The following is a 20,092-nucleotide window of genomic DNA, read 5'->3' on the forward strand; positions in this document are numbered from 1 at the left end:
GGCCGGTCAGTACGCCGGCAGCGACGGGTCGATCTGCTTGATCCAGGAGAGCACGCCGCCCTGCACGTGCACGGCGTCCTTGAATCCGGCCGCCTTGAGCGCGGCGAGTGCCTCCGCCGAGCGGACGCCGGACTTGCAGTGCAGCACGATCTGCCGGTCCTGCGGCAGCTTCACGAGGGCCTCACCGGAGATGATGTCGCCCTTGGGGATCAGGGCGGAGCCGGGGATGCGGACGATCTCGTACTCGGCCGGCTCCCGCACGTCGACCAGGAAGATGTCCTTGCCGGCGTCCTGCCAGTCCTTGAGTTCCAGTGCGGTGATGGTCGAGTCGAGCGTCGCCTCCTGGGCCTCCTCGGAGACCGCGCCGCAGAAGTCCTCGTAGTCTTCGAGCAGGTCGGTGAGCGTCGGGTTCTCGCCACAGAGCGCGCAGTTCGGGTCCTTACGGACCTTGATCTTGCGGTATTCCATCTCCAGGGCGTCGTAGACCATCAGGCGGCCGACCAGCGGCTCACCGATGCCGGTGAGCAGCTTGATCGCCTCGTTCACCTGGATCGAGCCGACCGACGCGCACAGCACACCGAGCACGCCGCCCTCGGCGCAGGAGGGGACCATGCCAGGCGGCGGCGGCTCCGGGTAGAGGCAGCGGTAGCAGGGGCCGTGCTCGGCCCAGAACACCGATGTCTGGCCGTCGAAGCGGTAGATCGAGCCCCAGACGTACGGCTTGCCGAGCAGCACCGCCGCGTCGTTGACCATGTAGCGGGTGGCGAAGTTGTCGGTGCCGTCGACGATCAGGTCGTACTGGGCGAAGATCTCGCGGACGTTTTCCCGGTCCAGCACGGTGTTGTGGATCTCCACGTTGACCAGCGGGTTGATCTCGCGGATCGACGCGGCGGCGGACTCAGCCTTGGACCGGCCGATGTCGGACACGCCGTGGATGACCTGGCGCTGGAGGTTGGACTCGTCGACCGTGTCGAAATCGATGATTCCGAGTGTGCCGACCCCGGCTGCTGCGAGATACAGCAGGGCGGGCGACCCAAGGCCACCGGCGCCGACACAGAGCACCCGGGCGTTCTTCAGCCGCTTCTGCCCGGTCACCCCGACATCCGGGATGATCAGGTGGCGTGAGTAGCGGCGGATCTCGTCAACGGTCAGCTCGGCGGCGGGTTCGACGAGCGGGGGCAACGACACGGTGAACTCCCCGGGATCGGCGGTGTGAACAGCCATTGTTGCTCGCGGGAGCCCCGCTCGGCCATGAGGGACGACACGTGGTCCGCAATGCGGGAGCGGGAATAACCGACGACCCTGCTGATCAGGGAACGATGTCACCCGCGTAGCGACGGCCGTCGAGGTAGGGCCAGGCGTTGGCGACACAGTCGTGCAGGCCGTACGTCTGCTGCTGCATCACCGGGGCGGGCTCCCCCGGGCCGGGGCATGCCTCATGTTCCTCGCCGAACTCGTGGCCCACCTCATGGTTGATCACATAGGTGCGGTAGGTGTCCAGCGAGGCGCCGTAGTCGGGGACCGCCTCCATCCAGCGGGCCAGGTTGATGATGACCTGGCCCGGCAGGCGGCAGGAGGTGTAGCGCTCGGTGGTCAGCCCACCCTCGGCGCACATTCGCTCGGACGTGACCGGGGTGGCCAGGTAGATGGTGAAGTCGGCGGCCCTGGCATCGGCCACCCGTTGCACCCGCAGCTTGTCGGAGGCGATCCAACTACGCGGGTCGGCCAGCACCTCGTCCACCCTGGCAGCGAACGCGTCGGCGTCCTGGCCGGTGCCACGTTCGACCGCGATCCGGTAACGGCGCAGCGGCCCGTTCGCACCGTGCACGGGTGTGTCGCCGTCGGCCGCGGTGAACCGTCCCGCTCCGATCGACGGGTAACTGGTGGGCGTCGGGTGGGCGGGCACCCCAACTCCGAGGCCCATCCCGCCCTGGGTGGTGGCCGGAGCCTCGGCTGATGGCTCGCCGCCCCGGCTCACCGTCACGCCGATGGCGGCGGCGAGCCCGAGCAGGCCGAGCAGGCCGAGCAGGCCGAGCAGCAGGCTGCGGCGACGTCGCCGGTGCATCCGTACGAGCGTGCGACGCCCACCCCCGTAGGACCGGCCGGACTGGTCGGGCGGCCCGGTCGGGCCGAAAGGGGACGACGGCGTCATGACGTCGAGCCTGCCAGATTATTCGGGCATTTCTCCGTTTTTACTGCTATTGCCGCAAGACGCCTGTTGGGGGGTGAACGATCGGCGTGTCGGCCGATCGTTCAGAGGGCAGGGCCCGCGTAGCGGCGCCCGTCGACGTACGGCCACGGGTTGACCCGGCACCCGTTGAGGAAGAGCGTCTGCTGCATCATCACCGGCGCGGGCCGACCCGCACCGGGGCAACGCTCGTGCCGGTGCCCGAGCTGGTGACCCACCTCGTGGTTGACCACGTACGTCCGGTAGACCGCCAGCGGCACGCCGGCCGAGACGTAATGCGGCACGGACAACCGCCACCGATCCAGGTTGATGATCACCTGGCCGGGTGCGCGGCAGGAGGTGTACGGCCGACCCCCGACCCGGATGTCCACCCCACCCCGAGCGCACATCCGACCCGCCGTACGGGCGGTGGCGAGATAGACGGTGAAGTCGCGAGGCGCGTCCCCCGGCACCTGCTGCAGTCGTAGTCTGCCGCTGTCGACCCAGCTTCCCGGCCCGGCGAGCGCCGTCTGAACCGCCAACGCGAACCCGGCGGCGTCCTCGTTGCTGCCCGACTCCACCGCGACCCGGTAACGCCGCAGCTCACCCGCGCGACCCAGCACCGGGCCGGAGCGGGCGTCGTGGTCGAACTTTCCCGTACCGGCGCTCGGGACCGCGCCGGGCACCCGCAGAACCGGGGGCGGGCTGGACGGGACCAAGTCGGAGGGCGACGGGCCGGCTGACGGCGGCAGCGGCGCAGCCACCAGCGGCGGCGGGGTGTCGATCTCGTCGGCGGCCAACTGGTCGGCGCCGGGGCGCCCACCCGGCCCCTCGGCGATCACGGTCACCGCCGCGCCGACGGCCAGCACCACCGACACCAGTTGGGCGAGCAGCGCGAAACGGCGCCGACGGCGCACAGGTAGGCGGGCGGAGCTGAGCATCCAGCTCAGCCTGCCAGATCAGACCGCCCGACGGTGTCCCCCGTTTCGGCGAGGAGGCCGACCACCGCCCGGGCAACCAGACGGGGGACTTCCAACTGCGCCACATGACCGACGTCGTCGAGCATCATCAGCCGGCTGTCCGGGATCACCTGGGCGGTCTGCGGCGCGACCCGGACGTCGATCAGACGATCCTGTCGGCCACCCACCACCAGGGTCGGTGCGCGCACCGCCTCGGCGAGGCGCCACAGCGAACCCGGCCCCGGCAGGTACGCCCGCAGGAAGCTGGAGACCAGACCGCGAAACGTCCGGACGTACGCGGCTGCGTAGTGCTCCGCTTCGTAGCGCACCCGGATCTCCTCCAGCGCCTCCGCCCGGCGCTGGTCGCAGATCCGGCTGAGGTCGGCGACGCAGGCCTCCAACACCTGCTGGGCCATCGCCTCAGGTGCGAGCTGGGTGAGCCGCCGGGCGACCAGCCGTTCACCCCGCGGAATGGCGAGCACTGGCAGCATCCGCCCCTGCAACGAGCGACGAAAGTCCAGGAACGGCAGTGCCGGGGAGATCAGGGTGAGGGTACGGACCAGGTCAGGCCGGAGCCCGGCGACCTGGACCGCGACCGCACCGCCCAGCGAGTTGCCGAACAGGTGCACGGGACCCCGACCGGAATGCTCGATCCAGCGAACGACAAGATCCGCGAAGGCCGGAATGGTGTAGCGACGGCCCGGCTCGCTGCGGCCGAAGCCGGGCAGGTCGATGGCCTGACCGTCCAGCCGGTCGGCGAGCAGCCCGGCCAGGTCGGTCCAGTTCTGCGACGACCCGCCCAGCCCGTGCACGTACAGCGCCGGCTCCGCGCCAGCGGCGGTGGCCGGGGTGTCCCGCACGTACGTGACCAAGCCGTCGAGGCGGACCTCCCGGCCCGGCCACGGCGGCGGGACACGGTCATCGGGGAGCAGATGGTCCGGCCAGAGGGTGGCGCTCTTCATCGCCCCAGTCTGCCTCGAACCAATCAGGACAGCAGCGCCTCCAGCCGACGGTTGACCGCCGCCAGCGTGGCCCGGACCACCGCCTGCCGCGGATCACCGGCGACCAGAGCCGAGCCGGCGAGCTGCTCGACCCAGCCCTCACAGACGAGCAACACCACGACGGTGGCCACCTCGCAGTTGCCGAACGGCACCACCGCCGCGTGCTCGACGAAGCAGCGTCCCCGCTCAGCGTTCTCCACGCTGCGCAGCAACTCGTCCACGGCGGCGGCCGCCGCCACCGCGCAGAGCCGCAGCACGTAGCCGTCCACCGCCGGCCCGGTGGCGTACCCGGAGGCGCTGTCGCCCCCGGCCAGCAGCCGGATCTCCACGTTGGCGTCCAGGCCGAAGGTGCTCACCTGCACGTGGTCGATCACCACGCGGGGCCCTGGCGTGCCGCCGGTGTCCAGCGGCCGGGACGGCGCCGACTCCGTCGTGGTCACCTGACCACCGGAGTACGACGCGCCGACCGTCGCCGGACTGCCGGTTGCGGCACCAGCCGGCGCGGCCGAGACCGATCCCGGCTCCTCAACAGTGGCGCGACCCCGGTGCGGGGCGTTCGACCGACGGCGGCGCGAGGTGTCCGCGCCGGTCCGCTGCTCCGTGGCTGCCGGCGTGGCCTCGCCCCGACCGCCCGGCGAACGACCAGCCGCCGTCGACTCGGCCGCCCGGATCTCACCGGTACGCGGGTCCACACCGGCATCGCGCGGAGCTGCACTTGGAGGCTCCGAGGTACGTCGCTCGGCGGCTCGGGGCTCGGCGAGGCGGCGGCGAACCGGCGGGGGTGGCGTGGTGGGAAGGCCGGGCACGTTCTGCGGGGCGGCTGCCAACCCCATCCGCTCCTGGAGCAGCCGGGCCACCTGTCGGCTCACCTCGGCCGGGTCAGCGCCGTCGGCCAGGTCCAGTCGCAGACTGTGCGCCCCCGCCGGGGTACGGCGCAGCGCCGCGTCGCGGACACCCGCAACCTCCCGAACGGCGTCCAGAATGGCGTTGACGTCGAACCCCTCGGGGCGCTCCCGCAGCGGGGCTGGCTCGTCGTCACGGCGCAGGTGGGTGGCGATGCGGGCGAGTTCCGGGGTTTCGGCGGGTGGCTCCACGGCTGGCGGCTCCGGCACGACGGGCACGTCCGGTTCCGCGGGGACGCGCTGCGGCAGCACCACCGCTCTCTGGTCCGACTGCTGGCCGTCGTCGCCCGGGCCAGCCGGCGACGTCGGGTCAGGGGCGGATCGGCGAGCCGCGTAGGGGGAGACGGACGCGTTTACGGGCCGGTCACGGCCCCCGGACCTGTTGGTGGAGGGAGGCGTGGCGTCGGCGGATGACGGGTCGTTCGTCGGCGCGGTGGCACTGGGCAGCTCGACGGCAGGACCGGACGACTCGGGTGGCGCCGGCCGGAGCCGGAACGGTCCAGTCGGCCGGCTCTCAGGCCGTGGCAGGCCGGGCTTCTCGCCCGCGTCGCCCCCGCGGGGCGTGCTGGCTGACTGGCTTGCCGCCCAGGAGGGGCGTTCGACAGGTGCGTCGGAGATGCGGCCCTCGGACCAGTCCGGCCGCTCGGCCCGGGAGGCGCTCGCCGGGGTGGTCGACGATCCGCCGACCCAGGAGGGGCGCTCTGCCACGAGGGGCGGGCCCGCCGGAGCTGGTGGTGCGTCGGCCAGCGTGGGAGGTGGCCCGGCCGGTGCCGGAGGTGGCCCGGCCAGCGTGGGAGGTGGCCCGGCCGGTGCCGGAGATGGCGCGTCGGTCGATGCCGGGCCGGCAGGCCAGGAGGAGCGCAGCGGCGGGGAGGTGGCCGGTGCCGGATCGGAACCCCCAGCCCAGGACGGCCGCACTGACGGTGCGCTGGTGGGCTCGGGGTCGGCCCCGCCAGCCCAGGACGGGCGGTCGGCCCGGGGTGCACTGGTCGCTGCGGACCCAGCCCACGATGGCCGGTCGGCCGGCGGGCCGCTGGTCGGGGTCGGGGTCGGGCCGCCGGCCCAGGCGGGGCGCTCGACGACCGGTGGTGCCATGCCTGACGACGACACCGGCGGCCCACTGGTCGGAAACGGGTCCGCGTCGCCTGCGGGGAGCGGGCGGTCGGCGGGCGGTGCGGCCCAGGACGGGCGGTCGGCCGGCAGTGCGTTTGTCGGGGCGGCGGCAGGCCCCGGCGCAGCCTCGGACCCGCCCCGGGCTGGGTCGTACCCGCGAGACGGATCGGCGCGGACCGGCCCGTACGGGCGAGGCGACTCGGCGCGCACCGGCTCGTAAGGCTGGTGGGGCTCGGCGACCCAGCCCGGCGCGGACTCGTCCCGGGCCGGGCTGGCCGGCTCGTCGTCCTGACGGGACCAGGGCGGGGCCCACCCGCCGCCACCCCAGCTCGGGCGGTTCCAGCTCGGCCCCGTCCAGTCCGGCTCGATGGCCGGCGATTCCCCGGCACGGTGCACATCCTCGGCGCGGTGTGCGTCCTCGCCTCGGTGCACGTCCCCGGCGCGGTGTGCGTCCTCGGCACGGTGTGTTTCTCCCGGCCCGGAACTCTCGGCGGCGCGACCTGGCTCGGTCGCTTCGGCGTTCCCAGCCGGCCCCGGGGCTGCCGCGTGCTCCGGTGAGAGCGGGTCCTGCCAGGCGCGTGGCGCAGCTGGCGGTCCCTCGGCGGCCATCCGCTCGCCGGCCGGTGCGCGGAAGCCGGGGGGCACCTCGAAGCCCGACGCGGCGGTGCCGACGGGCGGCACCTGGACGGCCGGCGGCGCCGAGGTGGGCATCCCAGGTTCGGCCCAGCGGGCGCGGTGCACGGCGGCCGGATCGGCGGTGGAGCGCTGGGCGGGGCCCAGGTCGGGCGAGCCGCTCCCCTGCTCGATCGGCGGCGGTGCGGGACGTTGGGCGGGCACCGCCAGCCGGTCGCTGGCCGCCTCGGGCCGGCCTTCGGCGGGTAGCCCGGGCGGTGCGCTCACCGGCGTCGGGCGTCCTGCGGGCGGTTCGAGACCGGGATGACGGGCGTCGTCGGCGGGGTCCGGGTGGTGCACGCCGTTGGCGTGGTGGCCATTGGCGCGGGCCGGCGGCTCGAACTCTCTGGGCAGCCCGACCAGGGGGGACGGCAGGTCGCCATGACGGGTCGAAGAGGTGCGCCAACCGGACGCGGGGTCGGGCTGCCAGCGCGGTGCCTGGTCCCGGGCGTCCTCGCTGTCGGCGGCTCGGGGCCACCCACCCGTCGGGGGCGCCCACCCGCTGACGGAACGGCTCGGGTCGTCGTGCTGACCCGCTCCGTCACCGTGCTCTCCCGGGGTGGCGGCTCCGGGTTGCCCTGTTTCAGTCACCGCGCGCTCCTTGGTCGCCCCCGCTGAGGCTACCGTGTGCCGAGAGTGGCGATAGGTTACAGCGGCGGGCCATTTCCACGACGGGGGTCACGGGCGCAGCCCGGTCTGGGGGAAAATGCCGGCTCGTACGGAGAACTCGGAGGATCCCATGACCGCTGCGGGGAACGGTGCACAGACCGCTGGCCGGCCCACCCGCCTGCCCCGCTCCGCGCGTCGTAAGCAGCTTCTCGCTGCGGCGCAGGAGGTGTTCGTCGCGCAGGGCTACCACGCTGCCGCGATGGACGACATCGCCGAGCGTGCCGGAGTCTCGAAGCCCGTGCTCTATCAACACTTTCCCGGAAAGATGGATCTCTACCTGGCGCTGCTGGACAAGCACTGTGACGCCATCGTCGCTCAGGTGCAGGACGCGATGCGCGGCACCAGCGACAACAAGGAGCGGGTCGGCGCGTCGGTGCGCGCGTACTTCGACTTCGTCGACCACGAGAGCGAGGCGTTCCGCCTCGTCTTCGAGTCGGATCTCCGTAACGACCCGGCGGTGCGGCAGCGGGTGGAGCGGGTCGAGCAGGGCTGCATCGCGGCGATCACCGACACCATCATCTCGGACACCGGGGTGAGCCGGGCGCACGCCGAGTTGCTCGCCTCGGGGCTGGTCGGCGCAGCGGAGACGGCCGCGCAGTTCTGGCTGGCCGGTGGCCGGCAGGTGCCGAAGGCCGAGGCCGAGGCGTTGGTGGCCGCACTGTCGTGGCGGGGCATCGCGAGCTTCCCGCTGCAGGGTGAGTCAGCCTGACCGCCGACCCCGTGATCGGATAGCCTTCGCAGGGCGGTTCTTTCGCCCCAGTTGAGGAGGCACAGTGGAGGTCAAGATCGGCGTGCAGTACGCGCCGCGCGAGCTGGTAGTGGACAGCGCGCAGTCGCCGGCCGAGATCGAGCAGATCGTGACCGACGCCTTCGCCGGTAACGGCGGCACGCTCTCCCTGACCGACGAGAAGGGCCGGCGGGTCATCGTTCCGGTCGAGAAGGTCGCCTACGTCGAGATCGCCGAGGCCTCGCCCCGCGCGGTCGGTTTCACCGTCCGCTGACTGGTCCGGCCGTCGCGGCAGGTCGGCGTCCGGCCCACCTGCCGCAGGCCGGCACCGAGCCGACTCGCCGGGCGGTCAGTTGTTCAGCCCGGCCGAGGTCATCCGCGCGGTGCGCGCGGAAGTGAGCCTCCCGAACAGCACCGGCACGTCGACCCGGTCGCCCCACCGATCAGCGCAATGAGTGTGGCCCGCTCAGCGGCAACGCGACCGGCCTGGGACAACGCCTCGCCGATCAGCCGCCGCACCCACCTGGAGAGCCGGCCAGCCACCCGGGGGGCGTCGGCAACGGCTACCCGGATCTCCGCCGCGGCGAAGTCCGCGTACCGGGAGTCGTGCAGGACGTCCAGCACCAGCGCCCGGTCCGGCTCCTCCAGCGCGGCGGCGCAGGCCGGGGGCGAGCCGGGCGTCGCCGGCCATCCGTTCCAAGGCGAGCAGTTCGCCGAGGCGACCAGACCCAGCAGGTCGGCGACAGCGGAACCGGGGGCGGTCGGCGCGGACTCGCGCGCAGCCGTGTACGGGTGGCCCGCGCGGGGCACGTCACCCGGTAGGCATATGGCGCAGATCACAACCATTGGCCCCGCGTGGCGCCTGGCCGGCGGGGAATCGGGACGGAGCCATGCCTGTTCAGGTAACATGGAGCAGTTGCCGTGGGCGCCGATCTGATCGAAGCTCAGCCCGCGGCGCGCGTGCGGCCCGGTCCGGCTCGGCAGTCTGCCGCCGACCGTGTGGCCCGCGTCATACCGAACGCGCCCTGAGGACATGACGGGCGCACCCACGAGAGGGCACCCCCACATCCACATGAGCGAGCTGACTCAAGATCTGATGGACGGCCAGGAACTGGCCCCCACCGCCCCGGTTCGACCGGAGGCCCCCACGTTTGCCGCACTCGGCGCCCGTGCCGAGACCGTCGAGGCGCTGGCCGCAGCCGGCATCACCCGCGCCTTCGCCATCCAGGAATATGCGATCCCGATCGCGCTGCGCGGCGTCGACCTGATCGGCCAGGCGCCCACCGGCACCGGCAAGACCCTCGGCTTCGGCGTACCCCTGTTGGATCGGGTCTTCGCGCCGGGCGAGGGCAGCGACGGCGTCCCCCAGGCGCTGGTCGTCGTTCCCACCCGCGAGCTGGGCATCCAGGTCGCCAAGGACCTGGCCGCCGCTGGCCGGACGCGGGGCGTCCGAGTGCTGCCGATCTACGGCGGCGTGGCGTACGAGCCGCAGATCGACGCGCTGCGCAAGGGCGTCGAGATCCTCGTCGGCACCCCGGGCCGGCTGATGGACCTGCAGAAGCAGAAGCACCTCCGACTGGACCGGGTGCACGCACTCGTCCTCGACGAGGCCGACCGGATGCTCGACCTGGGCTTCCTCGACGACGTCGAGAAGATCCTGGCGATGCTTCCGGAAGACCGGCAGACGATGCTCTTCTCGGCCACCATGCCGGACCCGATTGTCACCCTCTCCCGGCGTTTCCTGCGCCAGCCGATGACGATCCACGCCGGGCACACCGCCGAGACCGGCCCGTCGCCGCAGACCCAGCAGCTGGTCTACCGCACCCACTCGATGAACAAGGTCGAGGTGGTGGCGCGCATCCTCCAGGCGGAGGGGCGTGGGTTGACCATGATCTTCACCCGCACCAAGCGGGCCGCCGACCGGGTCGCCGAGGACCTCGACTTCCGCGGGTTCGCGGTCGCCGCGGTGCACGGTGACCTCGGCCAGGGTGCCCGCGAGCGGGCGCTGCGGGCCTTCCGGGCCGGCAAGATCGACATTCTGGTCGCCACCGACGTGGCGGCGCGAGGGCTGGACGTCACCGGCGTCACCCACGTGATCAACTACGACTGCCCGGAAGACCAGGACACCTACACCCACCGGATCGGTCGTACCGGCCGGGCCGGCGCGACGGGTGTCGCGGTGACCTTCGTCGACTGGGACGACATGCCGCGCTGGCGGATCATCGACAAGACCCTCGGTCTGGAGATGCCGGAGCCGCCGGAGACATACCACACGTCGCCGCACCTCTACACCGACCTGCACATCCCCACCGACATCAGCGGCACGCTGCCCACCGCCGATCGCACCCGGGCCGGGTTGTCCGCCGAGGTCGAAGAGGACCTGGGCGGCACGACGCGTTCCCGCCGGGGCGACAGCGGTGGTCGGGGCCCGCGACGCGGTGAAAGCCGTGGTGAGGGCCGAGGTGAAGGCCGAGGCGAGCGCCGTGGTCGGAGCGACGGCCGCCGCGACCGCTCCGACGCCGGCACGCCGGCCGTCGCCGAGGCACCCGCGATCGCCGAGGCCGCCGACACCGCCGAGGAAGGCACCCGTACCCCACGCCGCCGTCGGCGCCGCCGGGCCGGCGAGGCGGTCGCGGGCGAGCCGACCGCGGTGATCTCCGCCGACACCGGCCCCACCGAGCCGGCCGCCGCGTCCGACGGCGAGCCGTTGAAGCCGCGCCGCCGTCGGCGCCGCCGTGGTGGCGGTTCCGACGCGGGTACGCCGGCCGAAGCGACCGCGGACTGATCACCAGCCACACCTGACATCCCTCGCACCGCCTCGCGCGGTACGGGGGATGTTCCCTTCCCACCCCACCTGCCGAAGATGGAACGATGCCGGAACCACTGGACGCCGCCCTGACCGAGGTCCGGGCCTTGCTGCTCGACCCCTCACTGACCCGGGCGGTCGCCGCCGGACGCCGTCGTGGGCGCCATCCCATGGTGATTCGGGCCGAACTGCGGCCGGTGACGCTCAAGGCCGGGCCCCGACTGCAGATCACCACGTCCGATGGCACTCGCCCGTACACCCGCAACGTCGCCACCGGTCCCGAGACGGTCCAGGCGGTCGACGAACTGCTGGCCGAGCCGTTCGGCAACTGGCACGTCGAGACGGCCGACGCGACGCTGCAACTGCGGGTGACCAAGTCCGGCGAGGCGCAGGTGCACCGGGCCGCGACGGCCCGTCCGGCGGCGACGCCCGGCGGTAATGACCGGGCCAAGGAGTATCTGCTCGACCCGGGCGACCCGATCTTCGCGGAGATCGGCGGCTCGGCGGCCAAACGCCGCCAGGTCGACGCGTTCCTGCGTGCCCTGGCCGCGACCCTGCCCGACGAGCTGACCGGTCCGCTGCGGGTGGTGGATCTGGGCTGCGGCAACGCCTACCTGACGTTCGCGGCGTACCGCTATCTGACGAGTCGGGGGCTCGACGTCCACCTGGTCGGGGTGGATGTCCGGGAGGACCAACGGCGGCGCAACACCGAGCTGGCGCAGCGACTGGGCTGGGCCGACCGGGTCAGCTTCGTGGCCGGCACGATCGCCGACGCTGTCGTCGACCCCTCTCCCGACCTGGTGCTGGCGCTGCACGCCTGCGACACGGCCACCGACGAGGCCCTGGCCCGCGCGGTGCGCTGGGAGGCCCGCTGGGTGCTGGCCGCCCCGTGCTGCCACCACGATCTGGCGAAGCAGCTCCGCGCCCACCCCGCCCCGGCCCCGTACGAGCTGCTGACCCGGCAGGGCATCCTGCGCGAGCGCTTCGCCGACGTGCTCACCGACGCGCTGCGCGCCGGGTTGCTGCGGGTGCACGGGTACCGCGCCGAGGTGGTCGAGTTCGTGGACTCCCAGCACACGCCGCGTAACCTGCTGATCCGTGCCCGCCGTACCGGCTCCGGGGCGACCGAACCGCAGCGCGCGGAGTACCGCGAGCTGGTGGACCAGTGGCGGGTCAAACCCCGGCTGGAGACCCTGCTGGCCGCCGCCGAGGAATCCGCCTCCTAGCGACGGCGGTCCCCGGGAACGGTACGACCTTGCCCGCGCTCTCCGCGTTACCGGCTGCGGCGTGCGGAACACCAGCACCAGTAACCAGATCCAGAACACGGCGGCGAAGAAGAGGCTCACCGCCGGAGAAAAGTCTCGTCAACGGGACAGATTGTGCGGTCAGTCAATTGTTTCCGGCCCTGGGCGTACTACCCTCGGAAGGCGCATCGTCCCGGTGCTCCGGCAGGAGGGAAAGACACACAGGGATGGGATCCGCCGACGTATCACCGCAGATGGCCTTCGCCCGCTTCGTCCGGCGTGCCATCGATGACGCTCGCGACGAACGCGGTTGGACCGTGACCGATCTTGCCTCGCACACGGGCGTGGGTCGCTCCACCGTGTTCCGCTGGCTGGCCGGAGACTGGCAGGATTATCCCGAGTTGGCCAAAGTTCGGGGCTTCTGTGCGGCCCTGGATCTGCCGGTGGCGGCCGCGTTCCGGGCGCTCGGGCTGCCCGACGCCGGCCCCACGCCTCGTCGGCGCCACGACGACGGCCCGGTCGAGGCGGACGTCCGGGTCATCCTGGACCGGCTGGCCGACCCCACGGTCCCCGCCGAGGAGAAGCACCACATCCGCGACCTGCTCCGCTACCTGGCCCGCCGCCCCATCCGCCGCGCCAGCTGACCCCACCCTCCTCGCGCGTTGATCATGAAGTTATTGCCATGACACGCCGCGGGAAGAGGCAATAACTTCATGATCAACCGGGGTCGGGCAGGGTGGGCGGACAGGCGGACGGGTGGAGGTCAGGGGACGGTGAGGGTGAATTCGGCGGTGTGGACGTCGGCTCCTACCTGGAAGTCGAGGTAGAGGCGGTAGCGGCCTGGGCTGGGGGTGGTCAGCCAGAACTTGACCTGACCGTCCACCAGTTCCGGCTCCGGGTGCACGTGCAGGTAGCCGAGGTCGCCCTCGCGCAACGCCACCAGGTGCCCGTACGCCCCGAGGTAACGCTCCAGCGGGGCGGCACCGCCCGCGCCGTCGACCCGGAAGGTCAGCGGCACGGTCGCCCCGGCCTGCGGAGTGCCCTGGTAGCCGACGGTGAACCCGTCCACGGTCGTCGAGGTGGCCGGACCCGGCAGCGAACGGGGCTGGTAGCCGCCCGGCGCGACCAGGTCCGTGCCGAGGGTCACCGCGGTCTGCGCGCCGTTGTCGGCGACGACGGTGAAGTCGGCGTACGCGCGCCAGACGCCGGGCTGCGCGAGGGTCAACGGCACCGACCAGGTGCCGTCCGCCGCCATGGTGGGATGCAGGTGCTGGTAGCCGCTTAGGTCCCGGCGGACGACGATGAGGTGCATCGGCTTGTCGTGCACGACGGCGAAGCGGGTGACCGGCCGGCGCTGCACGTCGCGCACCTGGAAGCGGAGCTGACCGGGGTGATTGGCCGTGAACTCGGTGGCCAGGGGGGCCAGGGTGAACCCGGCTGAGCTGACCGCCAGGCCGCCCGACTCGATGGCCGCGCCCTGATCGGTGCCCATGGCGGTGCCATGGTTGTGCGGCCCGATGCCCGGTGGGTCGGTGTGCTGGGCCGCCAACGACGGGCTGCCGGTGGTGGCGGCACCGTTGGCGTTCAGCCGGCCGAGGCCGAAGCCCAGCAGCACCGCCAGCACCAGCCCGCCGACCACCAGCGCCAGCCGGAGCGTGCTCCGGTCCGGCGCGGCGGAGATCTGGTCAGGCACCGCCGGCGCCCAGCGCGTAGCCGGCCTCGTCGACGGCGGTCGTGCCCGTGACGGCGTAGGCGCGGGTGACGGGCTGCTGGTCGGTCATGGCACCCACGGTACCGGCGCGTCGTGCCACTCCAGGCCGACGCCCGGACGGCGTGGCGCCCGTCGCATTCGGCGGTGCCCGGGAACTTTCCGCCCGACCGGGCGCAGACAGCACCGCAAAGGCGAGCCCGCGCGACCAACCGCCCCCGAACGCCCCGAACGCCCCGAACGCCCCGCGCGACCAACCGCCCCGAACGCCCCGAACGCCCCGAACGACAGCAGACCAACCGGCCAACCGCCCCGACCGCCGCGAACGGCAACGGACCCGACCACCGGCGAACGGGAGTGGGTCAGCCGGCCACGGCGAGGGCGAGCGGGAGCACGTCGGCTGCGCCGGCCCGGCGCAGTGCCCGGGCCACCAGCGTCATCGTCCAGCCCGAGTCGATCAGGTCGTCGACGAGCAGCACCGGGCCGTCCAGGCCAGCCAGGGCGTCGGCCAGGTCGGCCGGCACGGTGAAGGTGTCGTGCAGCGCGCGTACCCGCTGAGCGCTGTTGCCACGCGGCCCGGCTGGGCCGCCCGGACCGGTCGGGGTGACCTCGCCGAGCAGCGGCAGTCGACCCACGGCGGCGATCCGCTCCGCGAGCGAGCCGACCAGCCGGGGCCTCCGCCGGGAACCGACCGCGACCACCGCCACCGGCCGACGAGGCCACGGGGCGTCGCCGTGCGCCCACGCCTTCAGCACCTCCACCACCGCGCCGGCGACGTCGTCGGGCACCGGTGCGTCCGGCGCTTCCGGGCCGACGAGGTCACGCAGTCGGCCACCCCAACCCAGGTCGGAGAGGCGCCCGACGGCACGGCCTGGCAGCGCCTGCTCCGCGGGGGCGATCCGGCCCTTGAGAGGTACGCCCACCGCGTCGAGCCCGGTCGGCCAGAGCTTCTTCGGCGCGATCTCCACGCCGGGTCGACCCAGGAAGGTCTGCGCGGCGGTGAGCGCGGCCGTCGACACGTCGGCGGCGAAGAGCGGGTCGGCGCACCTGTCGCACCGGCCGCAGTCGGCCGCCCCGGTGTCGTCCAGACACTCCCGTAGATACCGCATCCGGCAGTCGGACGTGGTCGCGTACTCCCGCATGGCCTGTTGCTCGACGGTGCGTGCCTCGGCGACGCGGCGCAACCGGGTCTCGTCGTAGACCCAGGGCTCGCCGGTGGCGAGCCAACCACCGCGCACCCGGCGGACCGCGCCGTCCACGTCGAGCACCTTGAGCATCAGCTCCAACCGGGCCCGGCGCAGGTCGACAAGTGGTTCGAGGGCCTGGGTGGAGAGCGGGCGGTCGGTGTGCAGGGCGGCCAGCACGGCCCGGACCTGCTGCTCCGGTGGGAACGCCAGTGAGGCGAAGTAGCGCCAGATCGCGGCGTCCTCGACTCCGGGCAGCAGCAGCACCTCCGCGTGCTCGACGGCACGGCCGGCGCGGCCGACCTGCTGGTAGTACGCGATCGGCGAGGGCGGCGCGCCGAGGTGGACGACGAAGCCCAGGTCGGGCTTGTCGAAGCCCATGCCGAGCGCGCTGGTGGCGACCAACGCCTTGATCTTGTTGTCGAGCAGGTCCTGCTCGGCCGCGCGCCGGTCGGCGTCGTCGGACTGCCCGGTGTACGAGGCCACCGGGTAACCCCGGGAGCGCAGGAACTCGGCCGCCTCCCCTGCTGCCGCCACGGTCAGCGTGTAGACGATGCCCGAGCCGGGCAGTTGGTCCAGGTGGTCGGCGAGCCAGGCCAGCCGGTGCGCCGGGGTGGGCAGGTCGAGTACGCCGAGACGCAGCGACTCGCGGTCCAGGGTGCCGCGCAGGATGAGGGCGTCGCCCAACTGCTCCGCCACGTCCTGGGTGACCCGGGCGTTGGCGGTGGCGGTGGTGGCGAGCACGGGGGTGCGCTCGGGCAACTCGGCGAGGAACGTCCGCAGCCGCCGGTAGTCCGGCCGGAAGTCGTGCCCCCAGTCGGAGACGCAGTGCGCCTCGTCGACCACCAGCAGTCCGGTGGTCGCGGCCAGTTTCGGCAGCACACCGTCGCGGAAGTCCGGGTTGTTCAGCCGCTCCGGGCTGATCAGGAGCACGTCCACCGCTCCGGTCTGGATCTCGGCGGTGATCTCGTCCCACTCGTCGAGGTTCGCCGAGTTGATCGTGCGGGCTCGGATACCGGCTCGGGCGGCCGCCTCGACCTGGTTGCGCATCAGCGCCAGCAGCGGCGACACGATGACGGTCGGGCCGTGCTCGCCGCCCTCGCGCAGCAGGGCGGTGGCGACGAAGTACACGGCCGACTTGCCCCAACCGGTCCGCTGCACGCAGAGCACCCGCCGCCGGTCGACGACGAGCGCCTCGATTGCCCGCCACTGATCCTCGCGCAGCCGGGCGTGGTCACCGGCCAGCCGGCGCAGCACCGCCTCGGCCCGCTCCCGTACTGACCCCCGCTGTTCCCGCTCCATCCGGCATTTCTACCAGCGCCGCACGTCATCCCCGGGTGCAGAACCCGTCGATCATGAAATTAGCGACATCCAGCACGGCGTGTCGCGGCAACAACCTCATGATCGACGGGGTGACCGAGGGGGGAGGGCGGGGCGGGGTCAGTGGAGGGATCGAGTTAGGTGGGACAGGCGGGGGGCCAGGCTGGTCAGACCTCCTGGGAAGAAGTAGACGGCCAGGATGAACACCGTGCCCAGGACGAACAGGGGCTGGCTCAGCGGGCGGCTGAGGACGGCCGGCAGGTTGTCGACCGCGTCGGAGGCGCCGAAGGCGGTGAGCCGGTGGTCCAGGTACATGTAGAGGACACCGCCGAGCACCGGCCCCCACCGGGTGCCCGGCCCGCCGAGCACCACCATGACCAGCAGCGACAGGGTCAGCTCGGAGGACGTGATGTGCGGCGACGCGCCGCCGACGATCAGGACGTAGACCACCCCGCCCGCCGACGCCAGCCCGCCGGCCAGGGTGAACGCCACCAGCTTGTAGCGGTACGGATCCAACCCGAGCACGCCGATCCGCCGCTCGTCGTCGCGCAGCCCAGCGAGCACCCGCCCGGTCGGCGAACCGCTCACCCGGTGCACCACGAAGACCACCAGCGTCAGGTACGCCAGCGCCAGCCAGTACAGGTTGACCGTGTTCGTCACCCCCACCAGCCCGGCGGGCAGGCCGGACACGTCCAGTGGCAGGCCCTCCTCGCCTCCGGTGAACCCACCGAAATCGCGTGCGACCAGGATCGCCCCGACCTGGGCGAACGCCAACGTGACCATGGCGAACGCGATGCCCACGGTCCGCAGCGCCACCGCGCCGAGCAGCGCGGCGAGGATCGTGCCGCCGGTGATGGTCAGCAACGCCGCCTGCCAGAGCGGCAGGCCGGCCCGGGTGACCAGGATGTCGGTGCCGTACACGCCGGCGGCGAAATAGAGCGCGTGCCCGAAGGAGAGCATCCCGGTCCGACCGAAGAGCAGGTCGTACCCGGCGGCCAACCCGCCGAAGATCAGGCAGATGGCGAGCAGTTGCAGGGTGCCGGGTGAGTTGACCGGCCCCTCGAAGATCCCCGGCAGGGAGATCGTCGAGTACGGCAGGATCGCCAGCACCACCAGCGCGACCAGCGGCAGGAACGGGCGGAGCCGGTGCACACGGCTCGGTTGCGGCGCGGTGGGTGCCGGTGCCGGGGTCACATCGAGGAGCGTCATGCCGTTGCCACCTTTCCGGCGATGCCCTGCGGGCGCAGCAGCAGCACCACGGCCAGCAGCCCGACCACGCAGATGTCGCCGAGCCCGGACGTGCCGTAGTAGTTGACGAACTGTTGCACCAGCCCGACCACGACCGCCGCGTACGCGGAGCCGACCACCGAGCCCATCCCGCCGATCACCACCACGATGAACGCGAAGATCAGCAGCGAGCCGCCCTGCCCGGGCGACACGGTGCCGAAGTAGACCCCACCGAGCGCACCGGCCAGCGCGGCAGCCGCCCCACCGATCGCGAAGACCAGCGTGAACGCCTTGCGCACGTCGATGCCGAGCGCCGTCACCATCTCCCGGTTCTCCACCCCGGCCCGGATCACCAGGCCATACCGGGTCCAGCGCAGGAACGCCAGGATCGCACCGAGCACCAGCACCGCCGCGATGATCAGCAACAGGCCCCCGTTGGGCACCTGCGCGCCGAGGATCCCGGTCACCTGCCGGGTCCAGTCCGGACGCGGAAACGGCCGGGCGTCCGCACCCCAGGTGGCCTGCAGAAGCGCCACCCCGGCCAGGGACAGACCGACGGTGACCAGCACCTGTTCGATGGTGCGGGAGTAGAGCGGGCGGATCAGCACCAGCTCGACCAGGATCGCCACCAGCGTGCCGGCAGCCACCCCGAAGGCGACCGCGATCACGAAACCGAACCCGTCGCCACCGGCGCCCGGCAGGTTGCCCGCCGCCCACCAGGTGCCGTACGCGCCCACGCCGAGGAACAGCCCGTGCGCGAAGTTGAGCACGTCGGCCAGACCGAAGACCAGGGACAGGCCGGAGGCGACCAGGAAGTACAGCGCCGCCAGGCCCAGCCCGGTCAACGTCAACAGGATCACGGTGCCCATCAGTGCTGGCCCTTCTTCGCGACTGCGGGGCTCGCAGGCTCACTCCTCGCGCTCGGCGCGTGCGCCTCCGCCGAGCCGACGCCGAGCAGCGACCTGGTCAGCGCGGTCTCCAGCAGCAGCTCACGGGCGTCGCCGGTCCAGGCCACCTTGCCGGCGGCCAGCACGACCGCGTCACGGGCCAGCCGGCGCACCACTGCCAGGTTCTGCTCGACGAGCAGCACCGGCACCGACTCCGCGACCCGTTCCAGCACCTCGGCCACCTCGGTCACCACCTTCGGCGCCAACCCCTTGGTCGGCTCGTCGACCAGCAGCAGCCGGTTGTCGTTGAGCAACACCCGGCCGATCGCGAGCATCTGCTGCTGCCCGCCGGAGAGCGAGCCGGCCCGTTGCCGTCCGCGCCGGTCCAACTCGGGGAAGAGCGCGAAAACCTTGTCGTACGCCGGGCTGGTGCCGCGCCGCTCGGCGAGCCGCAGGTTCTCGGCGACGGTGAGGCCGGCGAACACGCACCGGTCCTCGGGCACGTAGCCGAGCCCGCCGCGAACCAGCCGGTGCGTGGGCCGGGCCAGCAGGCTCTCCGCGCCCATCCGGATGGTGCCGCGGACGTCCCCGGCGGGCGGGGTGAGGCCGACGATCGCGCGCAACGTGGTGGTCTTGCCGACGCCGTTGCGGCCGAGCAGGACGGTCACGCCGGTCGGGGCGACCGTGAAGGACACCCCCTGGAGGATGTGCAGCCCGGAGATCCGGACCGACAGTTCCTCCACGGTGAGGATCGGTTCCATCAGAGCGACTCCCCCAGGTAGGCCTCTTGCACCGTGGGGTTGGCCATCACCGTCTCCGGGGTGTCGCAGGCCAGCAGCGCGCCGTGGTGCATGACGGCGATCCGGTCGGCCAGTTCGAGGATGACGTCCATGTGGTGCTCGACCATCAGCACCGCCCGGCCGCTGTCGCCGGTCAACGACTTGATGACGGCCACCAGTTCGGGCACGTCCTCGGCGCTGACCCCGGCCATCGGCTCGTCCAGCAGCATCACCCGCGGTTCACCCGCGAGCAGCAGGGCGATCTCCAGTTTGCGCTTCTCGCCGTGGGCCAGGGTGCCGGCCAACGCCGTACCCCGGTGGGCGAGACCGACCCGGTCGAGCGCCGTGTCGGCGGCGACGGCGACCTCCCGGTCGGCCGCCGCCCGCCGCCACAGTGCCATCGAGCCCCCGCGGTGCGCCTGCACGGCGAGCCGGACGTTCTCCCGCACGCTGAGCGAGCCGAAGACCGAGGACGCCTGGAAGGTACGGCCCAACCCGAGGCGCGCCCGCCGGTGCGGCGGGAGCCCCCCGATGTCCTGCCCATCCAGGGTGACCCGGCCCTCCGTGGCCCGGCGCAGGCCAGTGATCAGGTTGAACAATGAGGTCTTGCCGGCGCCGTTCGGCCCGATCACGCCCAGGAACTCCCCCGGTGCGAGATCGAGGTAGACGCTGTCGACGATGGCGACCTCACCGATCCGCCAGGTCAGACCGCGGGTGGCGAGCATGG

Annotated in this window: 17 protein-coding genes; 5 read left to right on the forward strand and 12 right to left on the reverse strand. The window is 72.6% G+C overall.

Going from position 1 to position 20,092, the window contains the following annotated elements:
- Positions 1–6 precede the first annotated feature (6 nt).
- The 5 genes from moeZ to OG811_RS07445 all read right to left on the reverse strand — a co-directional run bounded on the left by moeZ (position 7) and on the right by OG811_RS07445 (position 5,818).
- Positions 7–1,224, reverse strand: a complete 1,218-nt coding sequence (gene moeZ, locus OG811_RS07425; RefSeq protein ID WP_406072925.1) for an adenylyltransferase/sulfurtransferase MoeZ — start codon at positions 1,222–1,224, stop codon at positions 7–9.
- 85 nt (positions 1,225–1,309) lie between these two features.
- The gene (locus tag OG811_RS07430) at positions 1,310–2,065 is read right to left on the reverse strand and encodes a DUF3152 domain-containing protein (protein WP_406072926.1); all 756 of its coding nucleotides are present in this window, start codon (positions 2,063–2,065) and stop codon (positions 1,310–1,312) included.
- A 188-nt stretch (positions 2,066–2,253) separates the two neighbouring features.
- The gene (locus OG811_RS07435; protein WP_406072927.1) at positions 2,254–3,108 is read right to left on the reverse strand and encodes a DUF3152 domain-containing protein; all 855 of its coding nucleotides are present in this window, start codon (positions 3,106–3,108) and stop codon (positions 2,254–2,256) included.
- 5 nt (positions 3,109–3,113) lie between these two features.
- On the reverse strand, positions 3,114–4,088 hold the full coding sequence (locus tag OG811_RS07440) for an alpha/beta fold hydrolase (protein ID WP_406072928.1): 975 nt from the start codon (positions 4,086–4,088) through the stop codon (positions 3,114–3,116).
- Between the two features lie 23 nt (positions 4,089–4,111).
- Positions 4,112–5,818 carry a hypothetical protein gene (locus OG811_RS07445; protein ID WP_406075577.1) on the reverse strand — a complete coding sequence of 569 codons (1,707 nt, stop codon included), beginning with the start codon at positions 5,816–5,818 and terminating at the stop codon, positions 4,112–4,114.
- 1,735 nt (positions 5,819–7,553) lie between these two features.
- Here OG811_RS07445 and OG811_RS07450 point away from each other — a divergent pair.
- Complete coding sequence (locus tag OG811_RS07450; RefSeq protein ID WP_406072929.1) at positions 7,554–8,192, forward strand: TetR/AcrR family transcriptional regulator; 639 nt, start codon at positions 7,554–7,556, stop codon at positions 8,190–8,192.
- 64 nt (positions 8,193–8,256) lie between these two features.
- The gene (locus OG811_RS07455; RefSeq protein WP_179781071.1) at positions 8,257–8,484 is read left to right on the forward strand and encodes a DUF3107 domain-containing protein; all 228 of its coding nucleotides are present in this window, start codon (positions 8,257–8,259) and stop codon (positions 8,482–8,484) included.
- 98 nt (positions 8,485–8,582) lie between these two features.
- On the opposite strand, the gene OG811_RS07460 is transcribed toward OG811_RS07455, so the two are convergent.
- Positions 8,583–9,020, reverse strand: coding sequence for a ferritin-like fold-containing protein (locus OG811_RS07460; protein WP_406072930.1), 438 nt, complete (start codon positions 9,018–9,020; stop codon positions 8,583–8,585).
- Positions 9,021–9,282: 262 nt separating this feature from the next.
- Between OG811_RS07460 and OG811_RS07465 the strand changes: the two genes are divergently transcribed.
- From OG811_RS07465 to OG811_RS07475, 3 genes are all read left to right on the forward strand, one after another.
- Positions 9,283–10,995, forward strand: a complete 1,713-nt coding sequence (locus OG811_RS07465) for a DEAD/DEAH box helicase (protein WP_406072931.1) — start codon at positions 9,283–9,285, stop codon at positions 10,993–10,995.
- An 86-nt stretch (positions 10,996–11,081) separates the two neighbouring features.
- Positions 11,082–12,242 carry a class I SAM-dependent methyltransferase gene (locus OG811_RS07470; protein WP_406072932.1) on the forward strand — a complete coding sequence of 387 codons (1,161 nt, stop codon included), beginning with the start codon at positions 11,082–11,084 and terminating at the stop codon, positions 12,240–12,242.
- Between the two features lie 245 nt (positions 12,243–12,487).
- Complete coding sequence (locus OG811_RS07475; protein ID WP_406072933.1) at positions 12,488–12,904, forward strand: helix-turn-helix domain-containing protein; 417 nt, start codon at positions 12,488–12,490, stop codon at positions 12,902–12,904.
- Between the two features lie 119 nt (positions 12,905–13,023).
- On the opposite strand, the gene OG811_RS07480 is transcribed toward OG811_RS07475, so the two are convergent.
- From OG811_RS07480 to OG811_RS07505, 6 genes are all read right to left on the reverse strand, one after another.
- The gene (locus tag OG811_RS07480) at positions 13,024–13,953 is read right to left on the reverse strand and encodes a hypothetical protein (RefSeq protein WP_406072934.1); all 930 of its coding nucleotides are present in this window, start codon (positions 13,951–13,953) and stop codon (positions 13,024–13,026) included.
- 377 nt (positions 13,954–14,330) lie between these two features.
- Positions 14,331–16,454 (reverse strand): RecQ family ATP-dependent DNA helicase, encoded by a 2,124-nt coding sequence (locus OG811_RS07485; protein ID WP_406072935.1) that lies wholly within the window; start codon positions 16,452–16,454, stop codon positions 14,331–14,333.
- A 138-nt stretch (positions 16,455–16,592) separates the two neighbouring features.
- On the reverse strand, positions 16,593–17,681 hold the full coding sequence (locus OG811_RS07490) for a branched-chain amino acid ABC transporter permease (protein ID WP_406072936.1): 1,089 nt from the start codon (positions 17,679–17,681) through the stop codon (positions 16,593–16,595).
- Positions 17,678–18,568, reverse strand: a complete 891-nt coding sequence (locus OG811_RS07495; RefSeq protein ID WP_406072937.1) for a branched-chain amino acid ABC transporter permease — start codon at positions 18,566–18,568, stop codon at positions 17,678–17,680. Before OG811_RS07495 ends, OG811_RS07490 begins: the two co-directional genes overlap by 4 nt.
- Positions 18,568–19,347 carry an ABC transporter ATP-binding protein gene (locus OG811_RS07500; protein ID WP_406072938.1) on the reverse strand — a complete coding sequence of 260 codons (780 nt, stop codon included), beginning with the start codon at positions 19,345–19,347 and terminating at the stop codon, positions 18,568–18,570. Before OG811_RS07500 ends, OG811_RS07495 begins: the two co-directional genes overlap by 1 nt.
- Positions 19,347–20,090 (reverse strand): ABC transporter ATP-binding protein, encoded by a 744-nt coding sequence (locus OG811_RS07505; protein WP_406072939.1) that lies wholly within the window; start codon positions 20,088–20,090, stop codon positions 19,347–19,349. Before OG811_RS07505 ends, OG811_RS07500 begins: the two co-directional genes overlap by 1 nt.
- Positions 20,091–20,092: the final 2 nt, after the last annotated feature.

Source organism: Micromonospora sp. NBC_01638, from assembly GCF_045209745.1.
In the GTDB taxonomy this organism is placed as follows: Bacteria; Actinomycetota; Actinomycetes; order Mycobacteriales; family Micromonosporaceae; genus Micromonospora.

What these genes read in the sequence shown, in the direction of transcription:
- moeZ (WP_406072925.1), bottom strand. Translation starts at nt 1,224, where the DNA reads ATGGCTGTTCACACCGCCGATCCCGGGGAGTTCACCGTGTCGTTGCCC.
- OG811_RS07430 (WP_406072926.1), bottom strand. Translation starts at nt 2,065, where the DNA reads ATGCACCGGCGACGTCGCCGCAGCCTGCTGCTCGGCCTGCTCGGCCTG.
- OG811_RS07435 (WP_406072927.1), bottom strand. Translation starts at nt 3,108, where the DNA reads ATGCTCAGCTCCGCCCGCCTACCTGTGCGCCGTCGGCGCCGTTTCGCG.
- OG811_RS07440 (WP_406072928.1), bottom strand. Translation starts at nt 4,088, where the DNA reads ATGAAGAGCGCCACCCTCTGGCCGGACCATCTGCTCCCCGATGACCGT.
- OG811_RS07450 (WP_406072929.1), top strand. Translation starts at nt 7,554, where the DNA reads ATGACCGCTGCGGGGAACGGTGCACAGACCGCTGGCCGGCCCACCCGC.
- OG811_RS07465 (WP_406072931.1), top strand. Translation starts at nt 9,283, where the DNA reads ATGAGCGAGCTGACTCAAGATCTGATGGACGGCCAGGAACTGGCCCCC.
- OG811_RS07470 (WP_406072932.1), top strand. Translation starts at nt 11,082, where the DNA reads ATGCCGGAACCACTGGACGCCGCCCTGACCGAGGTCCGGGCCTTGCTG.
- OG811_RS07475 (WP_406072933.1), top strand. Translation starts at nt 12,488, where the DNA reads ATGGGATCCGCCGACGTATCACCGCAGATGGCCTTCGCCCGCTTCGTC.
- OG811_RS07485 (WP_406072935.1), bottom strand. Translation starts at nt 16,454, where the DNA reads ATGGAGCGGGAACAGCGGGGGTCAGTACGGGAGCGGGCCGAGGCGGTG.
- OG811_RS07490 (WP_406072936.1), bottom strand. Translation starts at nt 17,681, where the DNA reads ATGACGCTCCTCGATGTGACCCCGGCACCGGCACCCACCGCGCCGCAA.
- OG811_RS07495 (WP_406072937.1), bottom strand. Translation starts at nt 18,568, where the DNA reads ATGGGCACCGTGATCCTGTTGACGTTGACCGGGCTGGGCCTGGCGGCG.
- OG811_RS07500 (WP_406072938.1), bottom strand. Translation starts at nt 19,347, where the DNA reads ATGGAACCGATCCTCACCGTGGAGGAACTGTCGGTCCGGATCTCCGGG.
- OG811_RS07505 (WP_406072939.1), bottom strand. Translation starts at nt 20,090, where the DNA reads ATGCTCGCCACCCGCGGTCTGACCTGGCGGATCGGTGAGGTCGCCATC.